The organism is Pseudomonas cimarronensis (assembly GCF_049331905.1).
Lineage (GTDB): Bacteria > Pseudomonadota > Gammaproteobacteria > Pseudomonadales > Pseudomonadaceae > Aquipseudomonas.
This window is the reverse complement of the sequence record NZ_CP186283.1, coordinates 2,951,046-2,974,794: the sequence shown is the minus strand read 5'-3', so window position 1 is coordinate 2,974,794 and position 23,749 is coordinate 2,951,046. Positions and strand designations below refer to the sequence as shown.

Genomic DNA, 23,749 nt, shown 5'->3' with positions numbered 1-23,749 from the left:
CACTGCGAGGGCATCACTTTGGTTACAGCCTGCCATGGTTTGCAGTCATGGATTGATCGCTTCAACCAAGCCGAATTACCCGCCCTGGCCGCGGTTGTGCAGGATCTGCACCGTTTGACCCTGGGGCACAAGTCGTCGGTCCAGCAACTGGCCGATGTGCTACTGCGGGATGCTGCCCTGACCACCAAGGTACTCCGCATTGGTAACAGCGTGTATTACAACCCCTCCCAGGAACCCATCCGTACCATCTCCCGGGCCATTGTGCTGATCGGCTTCGACAACGTACGACAGATCGGCCTGTCGGTCAGCCTGATCGACGGTCTGTTGGCCCGTAGCTCCCGCGAACAGCTGGCTGAATTGCTGGCGCAGTCCTTTCACGCTGCCGTACAGGCACGCAACATTGCCGGCTATGTGCTCTCGCGAAGTGATGAGGAGGTGTTTATCGCCGCCTTGCTGCATAACGTCGGTGAACTGGCGTTCTGGGGTTGTGCCGGTGAGGCGGCGGATGAGCTGGCCGCTGCCCTGGCGCAGCCGGGGGTCGATGCCGACGAGGTGGTGATGCACCTGCTCGGCACCAGTTTTCGGCAGTTGAGCCTGGCCCTGGTAAAAGGCTGGAACCTCGGTGATACCGTGAGTCTGGCCCTGCAATCGAGCAGCCAGAATGATCCAGCCGTCAAGGCGGTGACGCTCGGCACTAAGATCAGCCAGGCGGCACTTGAAGGCTGGGATTCAGCCGCCATGGAGAGCCTGGTCGGGCAACTGGCCAGCTTTATCGGGGTGACGCCGCAGGAAGCCATGCAGCAGGTTCTGGCCAGTGCCGAGGAAACCGTGAAGATGGCCGCCACGTTTGGCGCCAGCCAGTTGTGCAAGCTGATTCCCAATACCGATCCGGAGCAGATTCGTCTGCAGCAGGAGCAGCGCAAGGCGCGGCTCTTGCAACCCAATCTGCTGATCCTGCAGCAAGCCTTGCAGGACCTTGGGTTGATGGTTTCAAAGCGTGCCGACCTGGGGTTGGTACTCGATACGCTGTTCAAGGGTTTGCATCAGGGCACCGGGCTGGAGCGCATCATGCTGGTGGTGTTGGCCGATGGGCAGAGCTGTTTTCGCTGTAAGCGGGTGATCGGCGAGGGCACCGCCGGGTGGGCGCATGATTTTATCTTGCCGGTTGAGCAAACCGCGCAGCCACATATATTCAGCTATGCCCTGCGTAATAAAGAGGCGCTATGGATGGGCGTGCCAGCCAGCTACAACCTCAATGAGCTGGTCACCCAGCCGATTCGTCAGCGCCTGGGGCAGGGCATGTTCTTTATTGCACCGTTGTTGGCGGGAACCCGGGAAATCGGCTTGCTGTATGCCGACAGCCGGGTATCCGGGCGGGCGCTTAAGCATGAGCAGTTTGTCGCCTTTCAGCGCTTTACCCAGCTCACCGGACGTTGCCTGGAAGCAATGAGCAAGAAGGCCTGATCAGTTGCCGCTGTACAGAGTCAGTGTCTGCCCGGGCTTTAGCGCCTTGCCGGCTTTCGGGTTCCAGCGTTGCAGGCTTTTCATCGGTACCTTGAAGCGCTTGGCGATCAGATACAGCGAGTCGCCCTGGCGCACCTTGTAGTAGGTGGCCCCTTTGCGGGGGGCACCGCCGCTGCCGCCTGAAGCCGTTTGGCCGGCTTGCATGGTCAGCACCTGACCGACGCGCAGGCTGCTCCCTGATAATTTGTTCCAGCGCTGCACATCCTTGACTGCAACCTTGTGGTTCTTGGCGATTTGCCAGAGGTTGTCGCCGTTTTTCACCCGGTAGGTCCGTGCCGGCTGACTCTGTGCCACGCTGCGCTGAAACAGTGGTTCACGCGCTGTTACGCCGGGCTGAGTGGGGATGCTCAGAACCTGACCGATGCGCAGGTTGTTGCTGGAGAGCTTGTTGATGTCGCGTAGGGTGTTCACCGTCAACTGATGGCGGTTGGCGATGCTGTGCAGGCTGTCGCCTGAGCGCACGCGGTATTGCTGCCAGTTCACCAACTCCTGGGGCTTCATCAGTGACAGGTTGGCGGTCAGCAGCTCAGCCTTGTCGGTTGGCACCAGTAGGTGCTGCGGGCCGTCCAGCGTGATGCCTTTCTTGAAGGCGGGGTTGAGCAGGTATAGCTCGTCTTCATCCAGATCGGCCATCGCGGCGACACGCGAAAGGTCCATGCGCTGGGTGAATGCAACTTTCTCGAAGTACGGTTCGTTGGCGATCGGCGCGAGGCTGACGCCATAGGCCTGCGGAGTCATGATTACTTGCGATAGAGCCAGCAGCTTGGGCACGTAGTTCTGGGTTTCGGTCGGCAATGAGAGGTTCCAGTAATCGGTTGGCAGGCCGAGTTTCTGGTTGCGCTCGATAGCCCGGCTGACCCGGCCTTCGCCGGCGTTGTAGGCGGCCAGGGCGAGCAGCCAGTCACCGTTGAACATTTCCTTGAGGCGGGTCAGGTAGCTGATGGCAGCATCGGTGGAGGCCATCACATCGCGGCGGCCGTCGTACCAGTTGGTCTGGCGCAGGTTGAAGTTGCGCCCGGTGGACGGGATGAACTGCCACAGCCCGACAGCATGGGCGTGGGAGTAAGCCAGCGGGTTGTACGAGCTTTCGATCATCGGCAGCAGCGCCAGCTCCATTGGCATATTGCGCTGTTCCAGGCGCTCGACGATGAAGTGAATGTAGGGGCTGCTGCGTTCGCCGGCTTTCTCGATAAACGAGGGATTACCGACGAACCACAGGCGTTGCTGTTCGATGCGCGGATTGAGGGTGATGCTGTCCTGCAACTGATAGCCGTTGCGCACTCGCTCCCAAATATCTTTAGGCTCTTCAGGGGCAGGCGCCGCGTTGCTGCTGAGCCATTCCGGCTCTTGCTCAAGACCGACCGCGCGGTCGGTGTCGCGGCCGCTGTCAGGGCGGTATTGGTTGCTGGTCTGGCAACCGGCCAGGGTTACGCACATGATCACCACAAGCGTCTGAGCGCTTTGTGCCAATGCCTTTAAATTCAAGGTCTTGCGTGGTGATAGATGCATTGGCGGCGGTGTACTTCCCGGCGAAAAGGTCGGGCGATTCTAGGAACCAGTCTGCCCCTGGTCAAGTTTTAACCAGTCTTTTGTGTGGTTGTCGTGGTTTAGAAATGGTCCTTCCAGGCGCGCAATGCGGCGAACACCTGCGCCGGAGCACGGCTGGCCGGCCCATCGCGTTCGGCAATCATGGCACTGACTGCCGGTTCGCTGCTGCGCAAGAACGGGTTGGTGGCACGCTCCAGAGCAATAGAGGATGGCAGGCTGATCTGTCCAGCCTTGCGCCATTGTCCCACTTGTTCCAGGCGCTGCTTGATCTGCTGGTTTTCCGGTTCAACAGCGGCGGCAAAGCGCAGGTTGCTCAGGGTGTACTCATGGGTGCAGAACACCTGAGTTTGTTCGGGAAGCGCTGCCAGGCGGCTGAGTGACTGGTGCATCTGCTCGGGGCTGCCCTCGAACAGGCGACCACAACCGCCAGCAAACAGCGTGTCGCCACAGAACAGCCAATGCTGCTCGGGCTGAACATAGGCGATATGCCCCAGGGTATGCCCGGGAACTTCATATATATCGAATCGCTGACCCAGCACGTCGGCCTGGTCGCCGTCGTGCAACGCCAGATCACGGCCAGGGATATTCTCGTTGGCTGGGCCCAGCACCCGTGCGCCAGTGGTGGCCTTGAGACGCTCGATCCCGCCCACATGGTCGAAGTGGTGGTGGGTGATCAGAATGTCGCTCAACTGCCAGCCGGGGTTGGCCGCCAGCCAGGCTTCGACTGGGGCAGCATCACCGGGGTCGACAACCGCGCAGTGGCGCCGCTCAGGGTCTTGCAGCAGCCATATATAGTTGTCGGAGAATGCAGACAGTGCGTCGATTTTTATCATCGTTCGGTCGCTAAGCAGGGCACAAAGGTGCATCTTAGGGGGCATTAACGGTGCTGGCTACGTAGGTAATGCTTATGTCCGATCACCCTTTTGCCCATGCCGACAGTGAATGGCTCGACCTGATTGGCGCGGCCCGCACCTGGCTGGCCGGGCCGCTCGGGCAGTTGCTGCTGGAGCAGGAGCGGCAGTTGCTTGAGGAGGAGTTGGCGCGTTTCTTTGGCGGTTACCTGGTGCATTACGGGCCCGCCGCCGATTCGCCGCCGGATGCCCGGCAGATCCAGCGCAGTGTGCGCCTGGGGGCGCCATTCAAAGGCGTGGAAATCGTCTGTGAAGAGCAATCCTGGCCGCTCACCGAACATGCCGCCGATGTAGTGGTGTTGCAGCATGGTCTGGATTTCAGCCTGTCGCCCCACGGGTTGCTGCGTGAGGCGGCGCGTAGCGTGCGTCCGGGCGGTCATCTGCTGATTGTCGGGATCAATCCGCTCAGCACCTGGGGTATGCGTCATCTGTTCGCCCGCGATGCCTTGCGCCAGGCGCGTTGTATTGCGCCTAGTCGGGTTTGCGACTGGTTGCACCTACTGGGTTTCGCGCTGGAGAAACGCCGCTTCGGGTGCTATCGTCCGCCGCTTTCTGCGCCGGCCTGGCAGGCGCGTTTGGCTGCGCTGGAGCGCATTGGCGCGAGCTGGCAGCCACCCGGTGGCGGTTTTTATGTGCTGGTGGCGCGTAAATTGGTGGTGGGTTTGCGGCCATTGCGTCAGCCCAGCCGGCAACCGGTGGGCAAGTTACTGCCGATGCCGGTGGCCAAGGTCAGTCGGCGTGAAACACCGCAGAAATAGCATTGGCTGATAATTGAGCGAGAGATTGCAGATACATGAGTGAACAGGTCGAGATCTACACCGACGGTGCCTGCAAGGGCAATCCTGGCGTGGGTGGCTGGGGTGCCTTGCTGGTTTGCCGAGGCGTAGAAAAGGAGCTGTGGGGTGGCGAGCCCAACACGACCAATAACCGCATGGAGCTGATGGCGGCGATCTGTGCCCTGATTGCTCTGACTCGTCCCTGTTCGGTGCGTTTGATCACCGACTCGCAATATGTGATGAAAGGCATCCAGGAATGGATGCCGAACTGGAAAAAACGCGGTTGGAAGACTGCCGCCAAGGAACCGGTGAAAAATGCCGACTTGTGGCAGGCGCTGGACGAGCAGGTCAATCGCCATGATGTCAATTGGCAGTGGGTGCGCGGCCATACCGGCCATCCGGGTAATGAACGCGCCGACCAGTTGGCCAATCGCGGTGTTGAAGAAGTAAGAGGGCAGAAGCATGCGTAGTGTGGTGCTGGATACTGAAACCACCGGTATGCCGGTGACCGATGGTCACCGGATCATCGAGATCGGTTGCGTTGAGCTGATGGGGCGACGCCTGACCGGGCGGCATTTTCACGTCTACCTGCAGCCGGACCGTGAGATCGACGAAGGCGCGATTGCGGTTCACGGCATCACCAACGAGTTCGTCAAGGACAAGCCGCGCTTCAAGGATGTGGCCGATGAGTTCTTCGAGTTCATCAAGGGTGCGCAGCTGATCATTCACAACGCGGCGTTCGACGTTGGCTTTATCAACAACGAATTCGCCCTGATCAAGCAAGATGAACGCGCCGACATCAGCGAGCACTGCTCAATCCTCGACACCCTGATGATGGCCCGCGAGCGCCACCCGGGGCAGCGCAACAACCTCGATGCGCTGTGCAAACGCTATGGTGTCGACAACTCCGGCCGTGACCTGCACGGCGCCTTGCTCGATGCCGAGATTCTCGCCGACGTCTACCTGACAATGACCGGCGGACAGACCAACCTCTCCCTGGCCGGTGACGGCTCGGAAGGCGACAGCAATGGTCGTCAGCAGCCCAGCGCGATTCGCCGTCTGCCCGCTGATCGGGCCCTGACACGGGTGATTCGGGCCAATGGTGAAGAGCTGGATGCCCATCTGGCACGCCTGGCGATTATCGAGAAGTCAGCAGGTGCGCCGCCGCTTTGGGTGCTGCTGGAACAGCCCAAGGCCGAGGCCTGATCGGCGTCTGGCGGTTGCCGCTGGCCAATCGGTGAACGGCAATCGCGACCGCTGAGTTATCCACTCGCGACCTTTTCGTACAGCGTCACGCAGAGGGGGTTCCGCCTAGCGGGGCCAGCCTCTACCCTGAGGTGATAGGCAGGCTATGACCTGCCATTCTTCAGGGACGCCACAATGTATAAAGACCTAAAGTTCCCCGTCCTGATCGTGCACCGTGACATCAAGGCCGATACCGTGGCCGGTGATCGGGTGCGCGCCATCGCCCAAGAACTGGAGCAGGACGGCTTCAGCATTCTCTCCACCGCCAGCTCCGCCGAGGGGCGCATCGTGGCCTCCACCCACCACGGCCTTGCCTGCATTCTGGTGGCCGCCGAAGGTGCGGGGGAGAACAAGACCCTGTTGCAGGACATGGTCGAGCTGATTCGCATCGCTCGTCGTCGTGCACCGCAGTTGCCGATTTTCGCCCTCGGCGAGCAGGTGACCATCGAGAACGCACCAGCCGAGGCCATGGTCGATCTCAACCAGTTGCGCGGCATCCTTTATCTGTTCGAAGACACCGTGCCGTTCCTCGCTCGTCAGGTCGCGCGTGCTGCGCGCAATTACCTGGATTGCCTGCTGCCGCCGTTCTTCAAGGCGCTGGTGCAGCACACTGCGCAGTCCAACTATTCCTGGCACACGCCGGGCCATGGCGGCGGTGTGGCCTATCGCAAAAGCCCAGTGGGGCAGGCGTTTCACCAGTTTTTCGGTGAGAACACCCTGCGTTCTGACCTCTCGGTGTCGGTGCCGGAGCTGGGTTCGTTGCTCGATCACACCGGCCCCCTGGCTGAAGCAGAAGCCCGCGCGGCGCGCAATTTCGGCGCCGATCACACCTACTTCGTGATCAACGGCACCTCGACGGCGAACAAGATCGTCTGGCACAGCATGGTTGGCCGCGATGATCTGGTACTGGTAGACCGTAACTGCCACAAATCGATTTTGCATTCGATCATCATGACTGGCGCGATTCCGCTGTACCTGTGCCCGGAGCGCAACGAGCTGGGCATCATCGGGCCGATTCCGCTGAGCGAGTTCAGCCGTGAGTCGATCCAGGCGAAGATCGATGCCAGCCCGCTGGCCCGTGGGCGCGTGCCGAACAGCAGTGGGGCGATGGTCAAGCTGGTGGTGGTGACCAACTCGACCTACGACGGCCTGTGCTACAACGCCGAGCTGATCAAGCAGACCCTGGGCAATAGCGTCGAGGTGCTGCATTTCGACGAGGCCTGGTACGCCTACGCGGCGTTCCACGAGTTTTATTCCGGGCGTTATGGCATGGGCACGGCGCGCAGTGCAGACACGCCGCTGGTGTTCACCACCCATTCCACCCACAAGCTGCTGGCCGCATTTAGCCAGGCTTCGATGATCCACGTACAGGATGGCGGCAAGCGTCAGCTGGATCGGGATCGCTTCAACGAAGCCTTTATGATGCACATCTCCACATCGCCGCAGTACGGCATCATCGCCTCGCTGGATGTGGCGTCGGCGATGATGGAAGGCCCGGCCGGACGCTCGCTGATTCAGGAAACCTTCGATGAGGCCTTGAGCTTCCGCCGCGCCCTGGCCAACCTGCGGCAGAACCTCAACAGCGACGACTGGTGGTTCAGCATCTGGCAGCCGCCGCAGGCCGAAGGCACCGATGATGTAGCGACGCCTGACTGGCTGTTGCAACCGCAAGCCGATTGGCATGGCTTTGGCGATGTTGCCGAAGATTACGTGCTGCTCGACCCGATCAAGGTCACCCTGGTGACGCCGGGATTGACTGCTGACGGCAAGCTGGACGAGCGCGGCATTCCGGCGGCCGTGGTCAGCAAATTCCTCTGGGAGCGCGGCCTGGTGGTGGAGAAAACCGGCCTGTATTCCTTCCTGGTGCTGTTCTCCATGGGTATTACCAAGGGCAAGTGGAGTACGCTGCTGACCGAGTTGCTGGAGTTCAAACGCAGCTATGACGCCAACCTGCCCTTGAGCGATGTGCTGCCGTCAATTGCTCAGGCCGGCAAGGCGTTCTATCAGGACATGGGGCTGCGCGATCTGTGCGATGCACTGCATGCCTGCTACCGCGAAAACGCTACGGCTAAGGCGCTCAAGCGTATGTATACGGTGCTGCCGGAGGTGGCGATCAAGCCAGCCGATGCTTACAACCAACTGGTGCGTGGCGAAGTCGAGGCGGTGCCGATCGAGCAGTTGGAAGGGCGCATCGCTGCGGTGATGCTGGTGCCATACCCGCCAGGAATCCCATTGATCATGCCGGGCGAACGGTTTACCGCGCAGACTCGCTCGATCATCGATTACCTGGCGTTTGCCCGCACCTTCGACCGCAGCTTCCCCGGTTTCGATGCTGATGTGCACGGCCTGCAGCGTGAGGATGGGGTGTATACCGTCGACTGCATTAAAGCCTGATGCCTGGCCGGTTCGCTGCGTTCTACGGCGGACTGGCCTTGCTGCGCTGCTTACCTCAGTAGATCAAGCGCTTATCGCCGATAGGTAAAAATTGAGCTTAACTTTAATGGCGTGCCCTGCGTCACAGTGGCCAGCATCGACATTTGTCGGTTGGTTGTTATAGTTGCTCGATTTTTAGCATAAGAATATTTCCATCTTGCGCTTGCGCCCCTGCTGAGGATGACTGCCGTGTCCGACTACAAAGCCTTTAATGTCGTGTTGGCAGATAAGGTTGCCCATGTGGTGATCAACCGCCCGGAAAAGGTCAATGCGATGAACGCCGACTTCTGGCGCGAGATCATCGATATTTTCCGCTGGATCGATGACACCGATGAAGTGCGTGCGGTGGTGATCTCCGGTGCTGGCAAACACTTTTCCTCGGGCATCGACCTGATGATGCTGGCTTCGGTCGGCAGCCAGCTGGGGCCGGATGTTGGGCGCAATGCGCAAAAGCTGCGGCGCAAGATTCTCGAGCTGCAAGCCTCCTTCAACGCCGTGGACAATTGCAGTAAGCCGGTGCTGGCGGCCATTCAAGGTTATTGCCTGGGCGGTGCGATCGATCTGGTCTCGGCCTGCGACATGCGTTATTCGACGGTCGATGCGCAGTTTTCCATCAAGGAAATCGACATCGGCATGGCCGCCGACGTGGGCACCCTGCAACGCCTGCCACGCATCATCGGCGACGGCATGATGCGCGAACTGGCTTTTACCGGGCGCACCATCAACGGCGAAGAGGCGCGCAACATCGGCCTGGTCAACCGCACCTATGCTGACGCTGATGCCTTGCTGGATGGTGTGATGGGTATCGCCCGCGAGATCGCCAGCAAGTCGCCAGTGGCCATCCGCGGTACCAAGGAAATGATTCGCTACATGCGCGACCACCGCGTTGATGATGGCCTCGAATACATCGCCACCTGGAACGCCGCCATGTTGCAATCTGCTGACCTGCGTGTGGCCATGACGGCGCACATGAGCAAGCAGAAACCGGAGTTCGCTGACTGATGCTGTCCTTCCACCTGTTTTCATCACTGACGCGGGAGGCGCAATAGCTCATGGTATCTGGAGCCACGTCGCTTAATCTGGTGCGCGATGAATTGTTCACCACCATGGAAGAGGCTGAGTTGAGCCTTGAGCAATTCATTGCCGATCGCAACAACGGCAGCCTGCTGCAGCAGGCGGTGGAAAGCCTGCATCAGGTGCGCGGCACGCTGAATCTGATCGAACTGGCGGGTGCCGAACTGCTGGCGCAGGAAGTGTTGGATCAGGCCACCGATATTCCCGCCGGTGCAGGTGAAGAGCGCGACGTTCAGTTGTCAGCCTTGAGCAATGCCTTGCACGTGCTGCGTCGCTACCTGGAAAACGTCGAAGCGCATCGCCAGGAAATTCCGGAGCTGCTGCTGCCGGCCATCAATGATTTGCGCCAGGCCGGCGGTCAGCCTGCCTTGCCGGAAAGCTTTTTCTTCAGCGTACGCCTCGACCACGCTCGTCCACGCAGTGCTCCCGCTTCGGTTGATGGTGCTGCGCGCGAGAGTGAAGGGCGGCGCTTGCGCCACATGTATCAGGTCGGTCTGCTTGGTTTTATCCGTGAGCAGAATCCGCAAGCCAGTCTCAAACTGATGGGGCGGGCCTTGACCCGCCTCGACAGCCTGTTCGCCAATGAGCCACGTGGCCGTCTGTGCTGGGTGGGCGCCGCAGCGGTTGAAGCGCAGGTGGACGGCCAACTGCTGCCACGCAAGTCGCGCAAACAGCTGTTCTCGCGCATTGATCGTGAACTCAAGCAGATGCTGGTCAATGGCCAATACGAAGCGCCGCGCAACCTGCTCAAGGAACTGCTCTATCTGGTGGCCTTGGCGGATACCCGTGGCCCGCAGGCGGCGGCGCTGAGCGAAGTGTTTGGGCTGATGCCGTTGCCGTTCACCGATCACCTGCTCGAAGAGGAATACCAGCGTCTGGCGGGGCCTGGTCAGGCGGTCATGCGTTCGCTGAGTTCGGCGATTCGCGAAGAGCTGGCCAGCGTCAAGGACATGCTCGACCTGATTGAGCGCGGCACCCTGCAGACCGACAGCCTCAACAGCCTGCATGCCTTGCTCGGCAAGTTGAGCAAGACGTTGGGCATGGTGGGTCTGAGTTCTGCCGGTAACTCCCTCAATGCTCAGCTGCAGACCGTTGCCAGCTGGAGCGAGGACAGTGCGCCACAGCCGCAGGAACTGCACAAACTGGCGGATGCCGTGCTGTATGTCGAAGGCATGGTCGCCAGCCTGGAGCGCGGTGAGCGCCGCGATGCCCGGCCAGCCCAGGCGCAGCCGGGAGATGAGGCCGAGTCCTTTGCCCTGCACCAGCTTAATGAAGCGCGCATTGTTGTGGTCGACGAAGCTCAGGCCGGTCTGGCGCTGGCTAAGCGGGCCATCACCGCGTACCTGGAATCGGGTGGTGAGCGTATGCACCTGTCCAATGTGCCGTTCAGCCTGCAGGCCGTTCGCGGTGGTTTGTGGTTCCTCGGTCAGGAGCGCGCAGCCATGCTGGTGGGTGCCTGTGCGGACTATATCCAGCAGCAGATGTTCGATGCGCCACAGATGCCGTCCGAGCAGATGCTGGAAACCCTGGCCGATGCCCTCAGCAGTCTTGAGTACTACCTGGAAGCCGGTGCGGTGATGCGTCCGGAAACCCAGCCGAGCGTGCTCGACCTTGCCGCCGAAAGCGTGCGGGCGCTGGGCATGCCACTGGAGGCTTGAGAATGTCTGTCTGGCAACCGCGGGTACTCGACTGTCAGCAGCCTGGAGGTTGGGCGCTGGTGCATTGTCGACAGCATTTCCTTACGGACAGCAACGGCGTACTGTTTCCGCGTGAATGGCTGAAAAAACAGGACTTGCCGGTGGTTGCCGAGCATGGCCTGGGGCACTTCAAGGGCGATGCCGTTTACCTGCTTGAGTTGGATCAGCCGCAGGACATGCCAGGTTGTTTCTGGCAAGGCCTGCGCCAGTTCATGCTGCAAGGCGATGATGATGAGACCTTCCGCGTGCTCAGTTATGCCGCGCAGATCTCCACATGGGCTGCCGATCACCGCTTCTGTGGTCGCTGTGGCGCTGCCATGCAGCAGGTACCCGGTGAGCGGGCCATGCGTTGTGACGGTTGCGAACAGCAACATTACCCACGCCTGTCGCCGAGCATGATTGTGCTGGTGACTCGGGGTGACGAGATTCTGCTTGCTCGTTCGCCACGCTTTGTCACTGGGGTGTACAGCACGCTGGCGGGCTTCCTCGAACCGAGTGAATCGGTGGAGCACTGCGTGGCGCGTGAGGTGCGTGAAGAGGTTGGACTAGAGATCTGCAACCTGCAGTACCTGGGCAGTCAAGGCTGGCCATTTCCGCATTCGCTGATGCTGGGATTCCATGCCGAATACGCGTCGGGCGATATCGTCATGCAAGCGGACGAAATCGAGGATGCGCGTTGGTTCAGTGTCCATGATCTGCCGCCGCTGCCGGCGTCACGCTCGATTGCCCGTTACCTGATCGACGTCTATGTCGCGCGCCGTCTAGGTCAGCCCGAACCAGTGCTGCCAGGCTAGGCGCGCTGTCAGCGCCAGCACCATCAGAATAAACACCGGGCGGATAAACTTCGCACCGCCTTTGATCGCTGTGCGCGCGCCAAGAAACGCCCCCACCATCAATGCCAGGCCCATGCAGATACCCAGCAGCCAGGCGACCTGGCCGCTGATGATAAAGATGCTCAGGGCGCAGGCGTTGCTGACAAAGTTCATGCTGCGTGCCACGCCGCTGGCTCTGACCAGATCAAGCGGGTAAAGCAGTAGGCTGCTGACCGTCCAGAATGCTCCGGTTCCAGGGCCGACCACACCATCATAAAAACCCAGCGTCAGCCCCTGCGGCCACTGACGGCCCCGCGCAATTGCGGCAGCGGTTGTCGGCGGCGCTGCGGGTGTCTTGCTAAACAGCAGGTACAGGCCGCAGGCGAACACCACCACGGGCAAGAACTGGTTGAGCCAGTCCGATGGCAGCCAGTGCGCCAGTATCGCCCCCAACAGGGCGCCCACGGCTGTGGCGATCAGGGCGTTACGCCATTGGCTGGGGTTGAACAGTTTGCGTCGGTAAAAGGTGTAGCTGGCCGTTGCCGAGCCAAAGGTGGCGCAGAGTTTATTGGTGCCCAGGGCCAGATGAGGCGGCAGACCCGCAGTGAGCAGGGCTGGAATAGTCAGCAAGCCACCACCGCCGGCAATTGCATCGATAAAACCAGCGGTAAAGGCCACCAGGGCGAGAATCGCCAGGGTCGACAACTCCATGCCGAAATCAAATGGGAAAGTCATGAGCAGTTACCGGAAGAGGTCTGACTAAGGCGTAGTGCCGGTTTATCGCCGGCAGCTTCCAGAGAAAGCGGCAAAATACGCGCTGTGTCTAATTGTGCGTGACTTCGGCTGTTCGCCAGTCAGGTAGCTGAGCATAATGCCGATTATTCACGGCATAAGGAATGCAGGGCGATGCAATACGGCGGACTGGCTTGGGCAATGGTATTGCTGGCGTTACTGGCGGCTTTTGTGGCGGCGCGCATCCTGTTCAATCGGCAGTGGTTTCTCGGCTGGTTGCGCGGCACTTGCGGCCTGGCCTTTGTCGCGCTGGCAGCATTGGTCGCTGTGCTTGCCTACGACCTGCACAGTTATGCACCGGTTGCTGAAGGCAAGCCACTGGCGACCCTGAGCTTCAAAGCAGATGGCCCGTTGTATCGGGTGAGTGTGCTGGAGGGGGCCCAGGAACGCACGCTGACCATGGAGGGCGATCTCTGGCAGCTGGATGCCCGTTTTCTGCAGTGGAAGGGGCTGGCTGCGTTGATTGGCTTGCAGCCGGGCTATCGCCTGGAAAAACTCTCCGGGCGTTTTCTCTCCATCGAGCAGCAGAGCCTGGCGCAGCATACCCGTGTCGAACTGGCACGCAGTCCCTACGGTATTGACCTGTGGCGTTGGTTGCGGCTGGGCCAGCATGACCTGTTTATTTTCGACCCACAGGCGCGTCGGGTGAATTATCTGCCGCTGGCCGACGAGGCGGTCTACAGCATCAATCTTACGCCCGCCGGTCTGCTGGCTGAACCGATGAATCAGGCAGCCAAGCAGGCCCTGAAAGACTGGCAGTAAACTCACTGCAATAAAAAAGGCCACCGTGACGGTGGCCTTTTTGTACGGCAAAGAGTAGCGCTGTTACTTGCCTGCCCAGCGCTTGAGCACCAGGGTGGCGTTGGTGCCGCCAAAGCCGAAACTGTTGCTCATCACGGTGTCGATCTTGGCGTTCTCGACAGTGCTGCGCTGGATAGGCAGGTCGGCGATTTCCGGATCGACTTCGTCGATGTTGACCGAACCGGCAATGAAATTGCCTTCCATCATCAGCATGCAGTAGATCGCTTCCTGTACGCCGGCAGCGCCCAGGGAGTGACCGGACAGGCTTTTCGTCGAACTGATGGCCGGCGCCTTATCGCCAAACACTTCACGTACTGCGCGGCTTTCTGCAACGTCGCCGACCGGTGTCGAGGTGCCGTGAGTGTTGAGGTAATCGATAGGGGTATCGACGGTGGCCAAGGCCTGCTGCATGCAACGCACGGCGCCTTCGCCGCTTGGTGCGACCATGTCGTAGCCATCGGAGGTTGCGCCGTAGCCAACGATTTCTGCGTAGATTTTCGCGCCGCGCTTGAGGGCGTGCTCGAGTTCTTCAACCACCACCATGCCACCACCACCGGCAATGACGAAACCGTCACGCTTGGCGTCGTAGGCGCGCGAGGCTTTCTCCGGGGTTTCGTTGTACTGGGTGGAGAGGGCGCCCATGGCGTCGAACAGGAAGCTCTGGCTCCAATGTTCTTCTTCACCACCACCGGCAAATACGATGTCCTGTTTGCCCAGCTGGATCTGCTCGACGGCGTTACCGATGCAGTGGGCACTGGTGGCGCAGGCCGAAGAGATCGAATAGTTCACGCCCTTGATCTTGAACGGCGTGGCCAAGCAGGCGGAAACCGTGCTGCCCATGGTGCGTGGCACGCGGTACGGGCCAACGCGCTTGACGCCTTTCTCGCGCAGGATGTCCATGGCTTCCATCTGGTTGAAGGTGGAAGCACCGCCGCTGCCTGCAATCAGGCCGATACGCGGGCTGGAGATTTCTTCTGCACTGAGCCCGGCGTCCTTGATTGCCTGTTCCATCGACAGGTAGGCGAAGGCCGCCGCGTCGCCCATAAAGCGATAGACCTTGCGATCAATCAGCTCTTCCAGATTGAGGTCGATTGAGCCGGATACCTGGCTGCGCAGACCCATTTCAGCGTATTGCGGGTTGAAGCGGATACCGGGGCGGCCAGCGCGCAGGTTGGCAGAGACGGTGGCCTTGTCATTGCCCAGGCAGGAGACGATGCCCAGGCCGGTAATCACGACGCGACGCATGCGATGAGTCCTTTAGAAATTGTCAGTAGAGGTGAACAGGCCAACTCGCAGGCCTTCGGCGCTATAGATTTCGCGGCCATCAACGCTGACGGTGCCGTCGGCGATAGCCAGGACCAGAGAGCGGGCGATGGTGCGTTTGATCTGGATGTTGTAGGTGACTTTCTTGGCGGTCGGCAGGACCTGGCCGAAGAACTTCACCTCACCCGAACCGAGGGCGCGGCCACGGCCGGGGTTGCCCTGCCAGCCGAGGTGGAAGCCGACCAGCTGCCACATGGCATCCAGGCCCAGGCAGCCTGGCATCACCGGGTCGCCTTCGAAGTGGCAGGCGAAAAACCACAGATCAGGAGTGATATCGAGCTCGGCGACTATTTCGCCCTTGCCGTACTTGCCGCCGGTGTCGCTGATGTGGGTGATGCGATCGATCATCAGCATGTTCGGCGCGGGCAGTTGCGCATTACCTGGGCCGAATAGTTCGCCGCGACCGCAAGCGAGCAGTTCTTCCCGGGTGAAGGCGTTTTGTTTGGTCATGCGAGCTCCTCAATATGTCCCATGCGCCAAGGCTGGGCGAATCGTCCTGGCTGGCGACGCAGCCTCTGCGCCTGCCAACAGCCTAGTCATAGACTGTTGCGTTGTGGTGAAAGTCACAGCCTTGTGAGTACAGTTGTACTCCGCTCTTGCGGGGCTGTCATAGATCCATGGCTCTAGCCTGCAGCAGTTGGGCCTTCTTGACTACCCGTCGAAGGTCGAGGGGGTAGCCAGCGTTGCAGAATTTGCTGCAGATCGGCACGTTTGAACGGTTTTGCCAGGTAATCGTTCATTCCGGCCTGCAGGCAGGCTTCGCGATCACCCTGCAGGGCGTTGGCGGTCAAGGCGATGATCGGCAGCTCGGCGCAATCGCTCAGGCGGCGGATCTGTCGGGTGGCTTCGTAGCCATCCATGATTGGCAGGCGGCAGTCCATCAGAATCGCCGCGTAATCCTGCTGGGTTGCCTGGTGTACGGCCTGAGCGCCATCGCTGACCAGGCTAACCTGATAGCCGAGGCTGCGCAGCATGGCCTCGATCACGGTCTGGTTGACCGGATTGTCTTCGACCAGCAATACCGGCTGACCCTGGCCACTCTGAGCAGCTGGCAAGTGTTCAGGGGTCGCCATGGCGGCCTGCTGGGAGAACGGCAAGGGGATCTCCAGGGTAAATACTGAGCCCTGACCTTCCTGGCTGACGGCACGCAGGGTGCCGCCCATGCGTTCGGCGAGGGTGCGCGCGATCGGCAAACCCAGCCCGGTGCCGCCGTAACGTCTTGAAATAGAAGTGTCGGCTTGCTGGAAGGCATCGAACATATGTTCCAGTCGTTCGGGGGGGATCCCGATGCCGCTGTCGTGTACTGCGCAGCTGAACCACAGTACCTGGTTATCCAGTGCCTGCCAGTTGGCGTTTACGCGGATGCTGCCGTTCTCCGTGAATTTCAGGGCGTTGCCGATCAGGTTGACCAGAATCTGTCGGATGCGGGTTGGATCGCCCTGTACCTGCAGCTGTTCCAGACCGCTTTGCAGGTTTAGCTGCAGTTGCAGGCCGCGTTGCTGGGCGCTGTGCTGGAACACCTGAATCGAATTGTGCAGCAGATCCAGCAGGCTGAACGGGATGCGCTCCAGTTCCAGCGCGCCGCGTTCTATGCGCGAGAAATCGAGAATATCGTTGATCACCTTGAGCAGGTGCTCGGTGGATTCGGTGGCCAGCGCGGCGTATTCCGCCTGCTCCTCGGTCATTTCTGTGGTTTCTAGCAGCTGCAGCATGCCCAGCACGCCATTCATTGGTGTGCGCAGTTCATGACTCATCATCGCCAGGAAATCGGATTTGGCGCGGTTGGCCAGCTCTGACTGCTCGCGAGCCTGAATCAGCAGGGCCATGGCGCGCTGCTGTTCTTCGCTGGCGCTGGCCAGGCCGTGTGCGAGGTTGTTGATGTGCCGCGCCAGTGCCTGCAGTTCGCCTTCGCCGACTTCGGGCAGGGTGGTCTGGTAGTTGCCGGCTTGAATGGCGCTGACGGCCTGACCCATGGCGCTGAGCGGCTGGGACAGGTGGCGGGCCAGGCGGCGGGCGAGAATAAAGGTCAGGGCCAGGGCAAACAGGGCGAGCAGGGTGGCCTTGAAGAGGATTTCCTGCTGGCGGGTGTTGAAGGCATCGTTGGACATGCCGACCACGACATAACCCAGGTAGGCATCTGCGCTGGGCTGTTCGGCAGGGTTGCCGAGGGCAATGCTCGGGCGCTGGATGGGTGCCTGGAAAATTTCAACCTGGCTGCTGGCATGGCCACTGCCAGGAGCCTGCTCGACATAAACGAGGATTTTGCCGGTGCGGTCGCGTACTTCGAGAAAGCGTACGTGCGGTGTTTCCAGCGTTGCCTGCAACAAGGCGTCGAGCACGCCGACATTGCCGGAAATTACCCCATAGGTACTGGCCGGAGCCAGCTGGTTGGCAATTAATTGGCCGTAGTGGTTGAGCTCCTGGCGCAGGTCCTGCAGCCGGGCAAAGGTGAAAAAACCAGTGAGCAGCAGGGTCAGCAACAGCGCGGGGCCGACACTGATCAACTGCGTGCGGGTATGGATATTCCAGCCACGGCGCAGGATCATCGGGCTACACCGCTGCAGTGCAGACTTGGCGAGCATTGAAGCGCTGGTCGAATTTTCACGAGCTTGGGGTAAGGCCTGGTTTGGGGGCAGTGAATCACGCCACAACCTTGTTTGCGTTTGAAAGCCTGCATGTTAACTGAGCTGCTCGGCTTTGCCAGTGCCAGTCAACCTGCTAAAAGCTGGCCGCATACAGGCGTCGCCGTATAATGCGAGCGATTCGCCACTTTCAATGGTTTACCACGGATGCGTTATGACTGATCAGCACCCCATTGCCGTTCTTGGCGGCGGCAGCTTCGGCACGGCGATTGCCAATTTGCTCGCCGAGAATGGCCGGCATGTCCTGCACTGGATGCGCGACCCGCAACAGGCGCAGGCGATTCGCTTGACCCGGGAGAACCCGCGTTACCTGAAAGGCATCAAGATTCATCCCAGCGTTGAGCCGGTGACTGACCTGAATGCGACCCTGAGCGCCTGTCAGCTGATTTTTGTCGCCTTGCCCTCCAGCGCCTTGCGCCAGGCCTTGCAACCGATGGCTGAGTTGCTCAGTGGCAAGTTGTTGGTGAGCACGACCAAGGGCATCGAGGCGCAGAGCTTTCTGCTGATGAGTCAGATTCTCGAAGATATTGCTCCGCAGGCGCGCATCGGTGTGCTCTCCGGGCCGAACCTGGCGCGGGAGGTGGCCGAGCATGCGTTGACCGCCTCGGTGATTGCCAGTGAGGACGAAGACCTGTGTCAGCAGGTGCAGTCGGCATTGCACGGCCGCACCTTCCGCGTATATGCCAGTGGTGATCGCTTTGGCGTTGAACTGGGCGGTGCGCTGAAGAACGTTTACGCGATCATCGCCGGTATGGCAGCGGCCATGGGTATGGGTGAAAACACCAAGAGCATGCTGATTACCCGCGCGCTGGCGGAAATGACCCGTTTTGCCGTCAAGCTGGGCGCCAACCCCATGACTTTCCTCGGGCTGGCGGGAGTCGGTGATCTGATCGTCACCTGCTCGTCGGCGAAAAGCCGTAACTACCAGGTCGGTTTTGCCCTGGGCGAGGGATTGAGCCTCGAAGAGGCGGTAGCGCGTCTGGGTGAAGTGGCGGAAGGGGTGAACACCATCAAGGTGTTGAAGTCCAAGTCCGAGGAGTTGCAGGTCTATATGCCGCTGGTGGCGGGTCTGCATGCCATTTTGTTCGAAGGCCGCACCCTGGATCAGGTGATCGGCGCTTTGATGCGTGGAGAGCCGAAGACCGACGTCGACTTTATTCCCATCAGCGGTTTCTGAGTTGCAACATTCAAGACCTTTAAGGAGATGAGCATGAGCGAAGACAATCAAAGCATTGAGCGTGAGTCGATTCTGCTGCGCATTCTGTGGATGGTGATTTTCGCCATCGTCTGGCAGCTGGCAGAAATCCTATTGGGCGTCGTGGTGCTGTTGCAGCTGGGCTATCGCCTGTTCTACGGCGCACCGAATGCCGGTTTGCTGGGCTTTGGCGACAGCTTGAGCCAGTACCTGGCGCAGATCGGCCGCTTCGGCACCTTCAATACCGACGACAAACCATGGCCGTTCGCCGACTGGCCAACCCCGCAAGCGCCACAAGGTGAGATCCCGCATAGCATCCCGCCGGCGGCCCACCCGGTGCGTGACGAAGAGCCGAAGCTTTGAATCGTCGGCGTATTGGGCTAAGCCTGTGAAACTCTGGTTACTGCGCCACGGTGAAGCCGAGCCGACGGCGCGCAGCGATGCCGAACGCAACCTGACCGCTTATGGCCGGCAGCAGGTGCGCGAAGCGGCGGCGCAGCTGCAGGGCAGGCCGTTAAAGGCCGTGCTGGTCAGCCCCTATGTGCGCGCTCAGCAGACTGCGGAGCTGGTCTGCGAGGTGCTGGCATTTGCCGGTGCCCGGCAGACCGTGCCTTGGCTGACACCAGAGAGTGATCTTCGCCAGACACTGCGGGAGCTGGATGGCTACGCATTTGACGAGCTGTTGCTGGTCACCCATCAGCCGTTGGTTGGTGCTGTGGCGGGCTTGTTGATTCATGGCCACCGCCAGCAACCGCTGCCCATGAATACTGCCAGTCTGGCGTTGCTGGAAGGCGATGAACTGCTAGCCGGGTTAATGAAATTGTCGCTGCACAAGCACCCGACGCAGCGCTGACGCCTTACTACACACCGAAACATTTCTCCTCTTGCGGGCCGCCTTTGTGCGTGGAATAGTCCGACCAAGCAATTGCTTGGTTGGCTCCACAAAAACAACAAAGGAGGAAGCCCTGTGGCTGATGCAATCCGTTTGCCGCTTGAGGTGTTTTATGAGCGCGAAGCTCGGCACCCGAATAAACGCTACATGGTGCAGCCGCTGCCGGGCGGTCAGCTGCAGGAACTGAGCTGGGCTGACGTCGGCGAGCAGGCGCGCCGTGCAGCCAACTGGCTGCGCAGCCGCGAACTGCCGCAGGGCAGCCGCATTGCAATCATTTCCAAAAACTGCGCGCACTGGATCGTCACCGACCTGGCGATCTGGATGGCCGGGCACGTCTCGGTGCCGCTGTATCCCAACCTCACCGCCGAGTCAGTCGGCCAGGTGCTGCGCCATTCCGAGGCGGCGCTGGTGTTTGTCGGCAAACTGGATGATTGGCCGTCCATGCTGGCCGGTGTGCCCGAGGGCGTGCCCACCGTCGGTCTGCCGCTGCGTCCGCAGGGTGAATTCAGCTTTACCTGGGATGATTTGCAGGCCTGTACGCCGATTCAGGACAACCACAAGCCAGCGGCCGATCAGCTCGCCACCATCATCTACACCTCAGGCACCACCGGCACGCCGAAAGGTGTGATGCATCATTTCAGCAATTTCGGCTTTGCCGCCAGTCATGCCACTGAACTGTTTGGTGTCGGCGAGAATGACCGGGTGCTGTCTTACCTGCCGTTGTGCCACGTGGCCGAGCGCATGTTTGTCGAGTTGGCATCGATCTACGCCGGGCAGACGATCTTCTTTGCCGAGAGCCTGGACACCTTCCTGGAAGACCTCAAGCGCGCGCGACCAACGGTGATGTTTGGCGTGCCACGGATCTGGACCAAGTTCCAGATGGGCGTCTACAGCAAGATGCCGGCCGAGAAGCTGGATTTCCTGCTCAAACTGCCGATCATCGGCCGCATCATCGGCAAGAAGGTGTTAGTCGGCCTGGGCCTGGATGCCGTGCGCTACGCCCTGTCTGGTGCGGCGCCGGTGCCTGAAGCGCTGCTCAACTGGTACAAACGCCTTGGCCTGGATGTGCTGGAGGTGTACGGCATGACTGAGAACTGCGGTTACTCGCACGTATGCCGGCCGGGCAAGTTCAAGCAGGGCTGGATCGGCCAGAACAGCCCAGGCGTCGAAGTGCGCATCGCCGAGGATGGCGAAGTGCAGGTACGCAGCGGCGCGACCATGCAGGGTTATTACAAGGACCCGGAAAAAACCGCAGAAACCATCACCCCCGATGGCTTCCTGCGCACCGGTGACAAAGGCGAGCAGGACAGCGAAGGTAATCTGCGCCTGACCGGACGAATCAAGGAAATCTTCAAGACCAGCAAAGGCAAGTACGTCGCCCCGGCACCGATCGAGAACCTGCTCGGCGAGCACTCGCGCATTGAACAGGTGTGTGTGGTCGGCGACGGCATGCCGCAGCCCATGGCGCTTTGCGTGCTGTCCGATGTGGGGCGCAGCGAAGCCAGCAGCGGTCGTGGCGAGTTGGAAAGCAGCCTGAAAAAACTGCTGGAAGAGGTCAATCAGAGCCTCGACAAGCATGAGCGCCTGCAACGCCTGGTGCTGGTCAAGGAAGTCTGGGCGGTGGACAACGGCTTCCTTACCCCGACCCTGAAGATCAAGCGCGCGGTGGTTGAAGGCACCTATGGCGAACGCTTCGGCGAGTGGACCGAGCGCAGTGAAACGGTGCTCTGGCACGAGTGATCAGGTGTGTGGCCGGCATGCTGCACGCCGGCCACGTTCTGGCTGAATCAACCCTAAAGGACTGACTATGGCCCTCTGGCAGCAAACCCCGAACCTGGCTCAGCTCAATGGCTTTCTGAAGAACACCATTGGCGAGCAGCTGGATATCCGTTTCGATGCTTTTGATGACGAGTCGCTGACCGCCAGCATGGTGGTCGATGCACGTACCCATCAACCCTACGGCCTGCTGCATGGCGGCGCCTCCGTGGTGCTGGCGGAAACCCTTGGCTCCACCGCCAGCCACCTGTGCATCGACAGCAGCAAGTTCTACTGCGTTGGCCTGGAAGTGAACGCCAACCACCTGCGCGGTCTGCGCAGTGGCCGGGTCACCGCGGTGGCGCGGCCGGTGCACCTGGGGCGCACCACCCACGTCTGGGATATTCGCCTGAGTGGCGAAGATGGCAAGGCCAGCTGCATTTCTCGGCTGACCATGGCCATTGTGCCGTTGGGGGAGAACGGCCCGGCTCAGCGTTAACTTCGCTCTAATGGCCCGCCACTACTCTGGCTGGCGGGCCTCCCATCAGCTTTGGCTACAGTGCCGTCATTCACTGGCCGTTTTGTCATTGCCGCATCGCCAGGGCTGCCGGACAATCACCCGCAACTTCCCAGATAAGCCCGCCGCCATGACCCAGTCCGTATTCTTCGCCCATGCCAACGGCTTTCCCTCGGCCACCTACGGCAAGTTGTTTGCCGCGCTGGCGCCTGACTATGCAGTGCAGCACCTGGAGCAGCACGGCCATGACCCGCGTTTCCCGGTTAACGATAACTGGAGCAACCTGGTCGATGAACTGATTCACCACCTCGAATCTAACTCGCAACCGGTATGGGGGGTTGGCCATTCCCTGGGTGGTGTGCTGCATTACCACGCCGCTTTGTTGCGCCCCGAGCTGTACTTGGGAGTGGTGATGCTTGATTCGCCAGTGCTGACCCTGGCGGACAAGATGGTGATTCGCGCGGCCAAACGCTTTGGCTTTATCGACCGCATCACCCCAGCCGGGCGCACCCTGGGCCGGCGTGAGGAGTTTGTCGACTTGGCCGAGGCGCGTGGCTATTTCGCCGGCAAGGGGCTGTTCCGCCGTTTTGATCCGGACTGCCTTGATGCCTATGTGCAGCACGGCCTGCAAGCAACGGGCAATAACCTGCGCCTGCGTTTTGATCCGGCCACGGAAATCAGCATCTACCGCAGCGTGCCGCACACCAGCCCCGGGCGGCCGCAGCAGTTGAAGGTACCGCTGGCCATGGTGCGTGGCCGGCACAGCCGCGTGGTCATGCCGCATCACGCCCATCTGGTGCGTCGCGTGCCGAAGGGCGAATACCTGACGCTACCTGGCGGCCATATGTTTCCCCTGGAACGCCCGCAAGACACTGCCGAGCTCTTGAAAAAGCTGTTCCAGCGCTGGGCCGGACAACCAGCAAGTGAGCAACGCGCATGAGCCTGGCATTCGAAGAAGTGCGCCTGCGTCTACCGCATATCGAACTGGCTGCCCATCTGTATGGCCCGGAAGACGGCGTGCCGGTGATAGCCCTGCACGGCTGGCTGGATAATGCCGCGAGCTTTGCCCGCCTAGCGCCGCTGCTGCCGGGGCTGCGTATCGTGGCCCTGGATTTCGCCGGCCACGGCCATTCTGATCACCGTCCGCCAGGTGGTAGCTACGCCATCTGGGACTATGCCCACGATGTGCTGCAGGTTGCCGAACAGTTCGGCTGGCAGCGGTTTTCCCTGCTCGGGCACTCCATGGGCGCGATTGTGTCGGTGCTGTTGGCCGGGGCGATGCCGGAGCGAATTGCGCGATTGGCGCTGATTGATGGGCTGATTCCCTACACCGGTGAAGCTGACACGGCGCCGCAGAAACTCGGCGAAGCGCTCAAGGCGCAGTTGGCATTGGCCGGCAAGAGCAAACCGGTGTATGCCGAGTTCGACCGGGCGGTGCAAGCGCGTATGCGTGGGGTAGGGGCGGTCAGCCGTGAAGCTGCAGAACTACTGGCTCAGCGTGGCCTGATGCCGGTGCCCGGTGGTTATACCTGGCGCACCGACAGCCGGCTGACCCTGCCATCACCGCTACGCCTGACCCAGGCTCATGCACTGGCGTTTGTGCGCAGTCTGCAATGCCCGGCCAAACTGGTGATGGCGCAGCAAGGCATGCTGCTGGCGCAGCCGAGCATGACTCAACTGGTCGAGGGCCTGCCTATCGAGGTGTCACAGTTGCCTGGCGGTCATCATCTGCATCTGGATGACGGCGAGGGTGCAGGCTTGGTAGCAGACTGTTTCAAAGCATTCCTGGCTGCGCCTTGACTTGCTAAAGGC

General features: G+C 60.7%; 22 protein-coding genes. 16 read left to right on the top strand and 6 right to left on the bottom strand.

The window, feature by feature from the left end; genetic code table 11:
* Window positions 1-39 precede the first annotated feature (39 nt).
* Window positions 40-1,464: an HDOD domain-containing protein gene (locus ACOCLD_RS13835; protein ID WP_422909581.1), complete on the top strand. Its 1,425-nt coding sequence runs from the start codon at window positions 40-42 to the stop codon at window positions 1,462-1,464.
* On the opposite strand, the gene ACOCLD_RS13830 is transcribed toward ACOCLD_RS13835, so the two are convergent.
* The gene (locus ACOCLD_RS13830) at window positions 1,465-3,033 is read right to left on the bottom strand and encodes a LysM peptidoglycan-binding domain-containing protein (protein ID WP_422909580.1); all 1,569 of its coding nucleotides are present in this window, start codon (window positions 3,031-3,033) and stop codon (window positions 1,465-1,467) included.
* A gap of 98 nt (window positions 3,034-3,131) precedes the next feature.
* The gene (gene gloB / locus ACOCLD_RS13825) at window positions 3,132-3,905 is read right to left on the bottom strand and encodes a hydroxyacylglutathione hydrolase (RefSeq protein ID WP_422909579.1); all 774 of its coding nucleotides are present in this window, start codon (window positions 3,903-3,905) and stop codon (window positions 3,132-3,134) included.
* 74 nt (window positions 3,906-3,979) lie between these two features.
* Between gloB and ACOCLD_RS13820 the strand changes: the two genes are divergently transcribed.
* The 7 genes from ACOCLD_RS13820 (at window position 3,980) to nudC (ending at window position 12,002) form a co-directional block, all read left to right on the top strand.
* Window positions 3,980-4,741, top strand: coding sequence for a class I SAM-dependent methyltransferase (locus ACOCLD_RS13820; RefSeq protein WP_422909578.1), 762 nt, complete (start codon window positions 3,980-3,982; stop codon window positions 4,739-4,741).
* Between the two features lie 35 nt (window positions 4,742-4,776).
* A complete protein-coding gene (gene rnhA / locus ACOCLD_RS13815) occupies window positions 4,777-5,229 on the top strand; it encodes a ribonuclease HI (protein ID WP_422909577.1) in 453 nt (150 codons plus the stop codon).
* Window positions 5,222-5,965 (top strand): DNA polymerase III subunit epsilon, encoded by a 744-nt coding sequence (dnaQ, locus tag ACOCLD_RS13810; RefSeq protein ID WP_422909576.1) that lies wholly within the window; start codon window positions 5,222-5,224, stop codon window positions 5,963-5,965. Before rnhA ends, dnaQ begins: the two co-directional genes overlap by 8 nt.
* Window positions 5,966-6,139: 174 nt before the next feature.
* Window positions 6,140-8,398 (top strand): Orn/Lys/Arg decarboxylase N-terminal domain-containing protein, encoded by a 2,259-nt coding sequence (locus ACOCLD_RS13805; protein ID WP_422909575.1) that lies wholly within the window; start codon window positions 6,140-6,142, stop codon window positions 8,396-8,398.
* Between the two features lie 228 nt (window positions 8,399-8,626).
* Window positions 8,627-9,439 (top strand): crotonase/enoyl-CoA hydratase family protein, encoded by an 813-nt coding sequence (locus ACOCLD_RS13800; protein ID WP_233685077.1) that lies wholly within the window; start codon window positions 8,627-8,629, stop codon window positions 9,437-9,439.
* Between the two features lie 50 nt (window positions 9,440-9,489).
* On the top strand, window positions 9,490-11,169 hold the full coding sequence (locus ACOCLD_RS13795) for a ferrous iron transporter B (RefSeq protein ID WP_422909574.1): 1,680 nt from the start codon (window positions 9,490-9,492) through the stop codon (window positions 11,167-11,169).
* A gap of 2 nt (window positions 11,170-11,171) precedes the next feature.
* Window positions 11,172-12,002: an NAD(+) diphosphatase gene (gene nudC, locus ACOCLD_RS13790; protein WP_422909573.1), complete on the top strand. Its 831-nt coding sequence runs from the start codon at window positions 11,172-11,174 to the stop codon at window positions 12,000-12,002.
* Here nudC and ACOCLD_RS13785 read toward each other — a convergent pair.
* Entirely contained in the window at window positions 11,970-12,731 is a 762-nt protein-coding gene (locus tag ACOCLD_RS13785) for a TSUP family transporter (RefSeq protein WP_422911811.1), read from the bottom strand. The two genes, nudC and ACOCLD_RS13785, sit on opposite strands and share 33 nt — an antisense overlap.
* Window positions 12,732-12,926: 195 nt before the next feature.
* Here ACOCLD_RS13785 and ACOCLD_RS13780 point away from each other — a divergent pair, with 195 nt between their 5' ends.
* Window positions 12,927-13,574 carry a hypothetical protein gene (locus ACOCLD_RS13780; protein ID WP_422909572.1) on the top strand — a complete coding sequence of 216 codons (648 nt, stop codon included), beginning with the start codon at window positions 12,927-12,929 and terminating at the stop codon, window positions 13,572-13,574.
* Between the two features lie 63 nt (window positions 13,575-13,637).
* Here ACOCLD_RS13780 and fabB read toward each other — a convergent pair whose 3' ends face one another.
* The 3 genes from fabB to ACOCLD_RS13765 form a co-directional block, all read right to left on the bottom strand.
* Window positions 13,638-14,858, bottom strand: a complete 1,221-nt coding sequence (gene fabB, locus ACOCLD_RS13775; protein WP_257778285.1) for a beta-ketoacyl-ACP synthase I — start codon at window positions 14,856-14,858, stop codon at window positions 13,638-13,640.
* Window positions 14,859-14,870: 12 nt separating this feature from the next.
* Complete coding sequence (gene fabA / locus ACOCLD_RS13770) at window positions 14,871-15,386, bottom strand: 3-hydroxyacyl-[acyl-carrier-protein] dehydratase FabA (protein WP_233685071.1); 516 nt, start codon at window positions 15,384-15,386, stop codon at window positions 14,871-14,873.
* Window positions 15,387-15,559: 173 nt separating this feature from the next.
* Complete coding sequence (locus tag ACOCLD_RS13765) at window positions 15,560-17,482, bottom strand: ATP-binding protein (protein WP_422909571.1); 1,923 nt, start codon at window positions 17,480-17,482, stop codon at window positions 15,560-15,562.
* A gap of 250 nt (window positions 17,483-17,732) precedes the next feature.
* Here ACOCLD_RS13765 and ACOCLD_RS13760 point away from each other — a divergent pair, with 250 nt between their 5' ends.
* The 7 genes from ACOCLD_RS13760 (at window position 17,733) to ACOCLD_RS13730 (ending at window position 23,737) form a co-directional block, all read left to right on the top strand.
* Window positions 17,733-18,755 carry an NAD(P)H-dependent glycerol-3-phosphate dehydrogenase gene (locus ACOCLD_RS13760; RefSeq protein WP_422909570.1) on the top strand — a complete coding sequence of 341 codons (1,023 nt, stop codon included), beginning with the start codon at window positions 17,733-17,735 and terminating at the stop codon, window positions 18,753-18,755.
* 33 nt (window positions 18,756-18,788) lie between these two features.
* A complete protein-coding gene (locus ACOCLD_RS13755; protein WP_422909569.1) occupies window positions 18,789-19,136 on the top strand; it encodes a DUF4389 domain-containing protein in 348 nt (115 codons plus the stop codon).
* 25 nt (window positions 19,137-19,161) lie between these two features.
* On the top strand, window positions 19,162-19,626 hold the full coding sequence (gene sixA / locus ACOCLD_RS13750) for a phosphohistidine phosphatase SixA (protein ID WP_422909568.1): 465 nt from the start codon (window positions 19,162-19,164) through the stop codon (window positions 19,624-19,626).
* A gap of 114 nt (window positions 19,627-19,740) precedes the next feature.
* A complete protein-coding gene (locus tag ACOCLD_RS13745) occupies window positions 19,741-21,405 on the top strand; it encodes an AMP-binding protein (RefSeq protein ID WP_422909567.1) in 1,665 nt (554 codons plus the stop codon).
* A gap of 67 nt (window positions 21,406-21,472) precedes the next feature.
* Window positions 21,473-21,919 carry a hotdog fold thioesterase gene (locus ACOCLD_RS13740; protein ID WP_108488822.1) on the top strand — a complete coding sequence of 149 codons (447 nt, stop codon included), beginning with the start codon at window positions 21,473-21,475 and terminating at the stop codon, window positions 21,917-21,919.
* Between the two features lie 148 nt (window positions 21,920-22,067).
* Window positions 22,068-22,877 carry an alpha/beta fold hydrolase gene (locus ACOCLD_RS13735; RefSeq protein ID WP_422909566.1) on the top strand — a complete coding sequence of 270 codons (810 nt, stop codon included), beginning with the start codon at window positions 22,068-22,070 and terminating at the stop codon, window positions 22,875-22,877.
* Complete coding sequence (locus tag ACOCLD_RS13730; RefSeq protein ID WP_422909565.1) at window positions 22,874-23,737, top strand: alpha/beta fold hydrolase; 864 nt, start codon at window positions 22,874-22,876, stop codon at window positions 23,735-23,737. The genes ACOCLD_RS13735 and ACOCLD_RS13730 overlap by 4 nt, the downstream gene beginning before the upstream one ends.
* Window positions 23,738-23,749 lie beyond the last annotated feature (12 nt).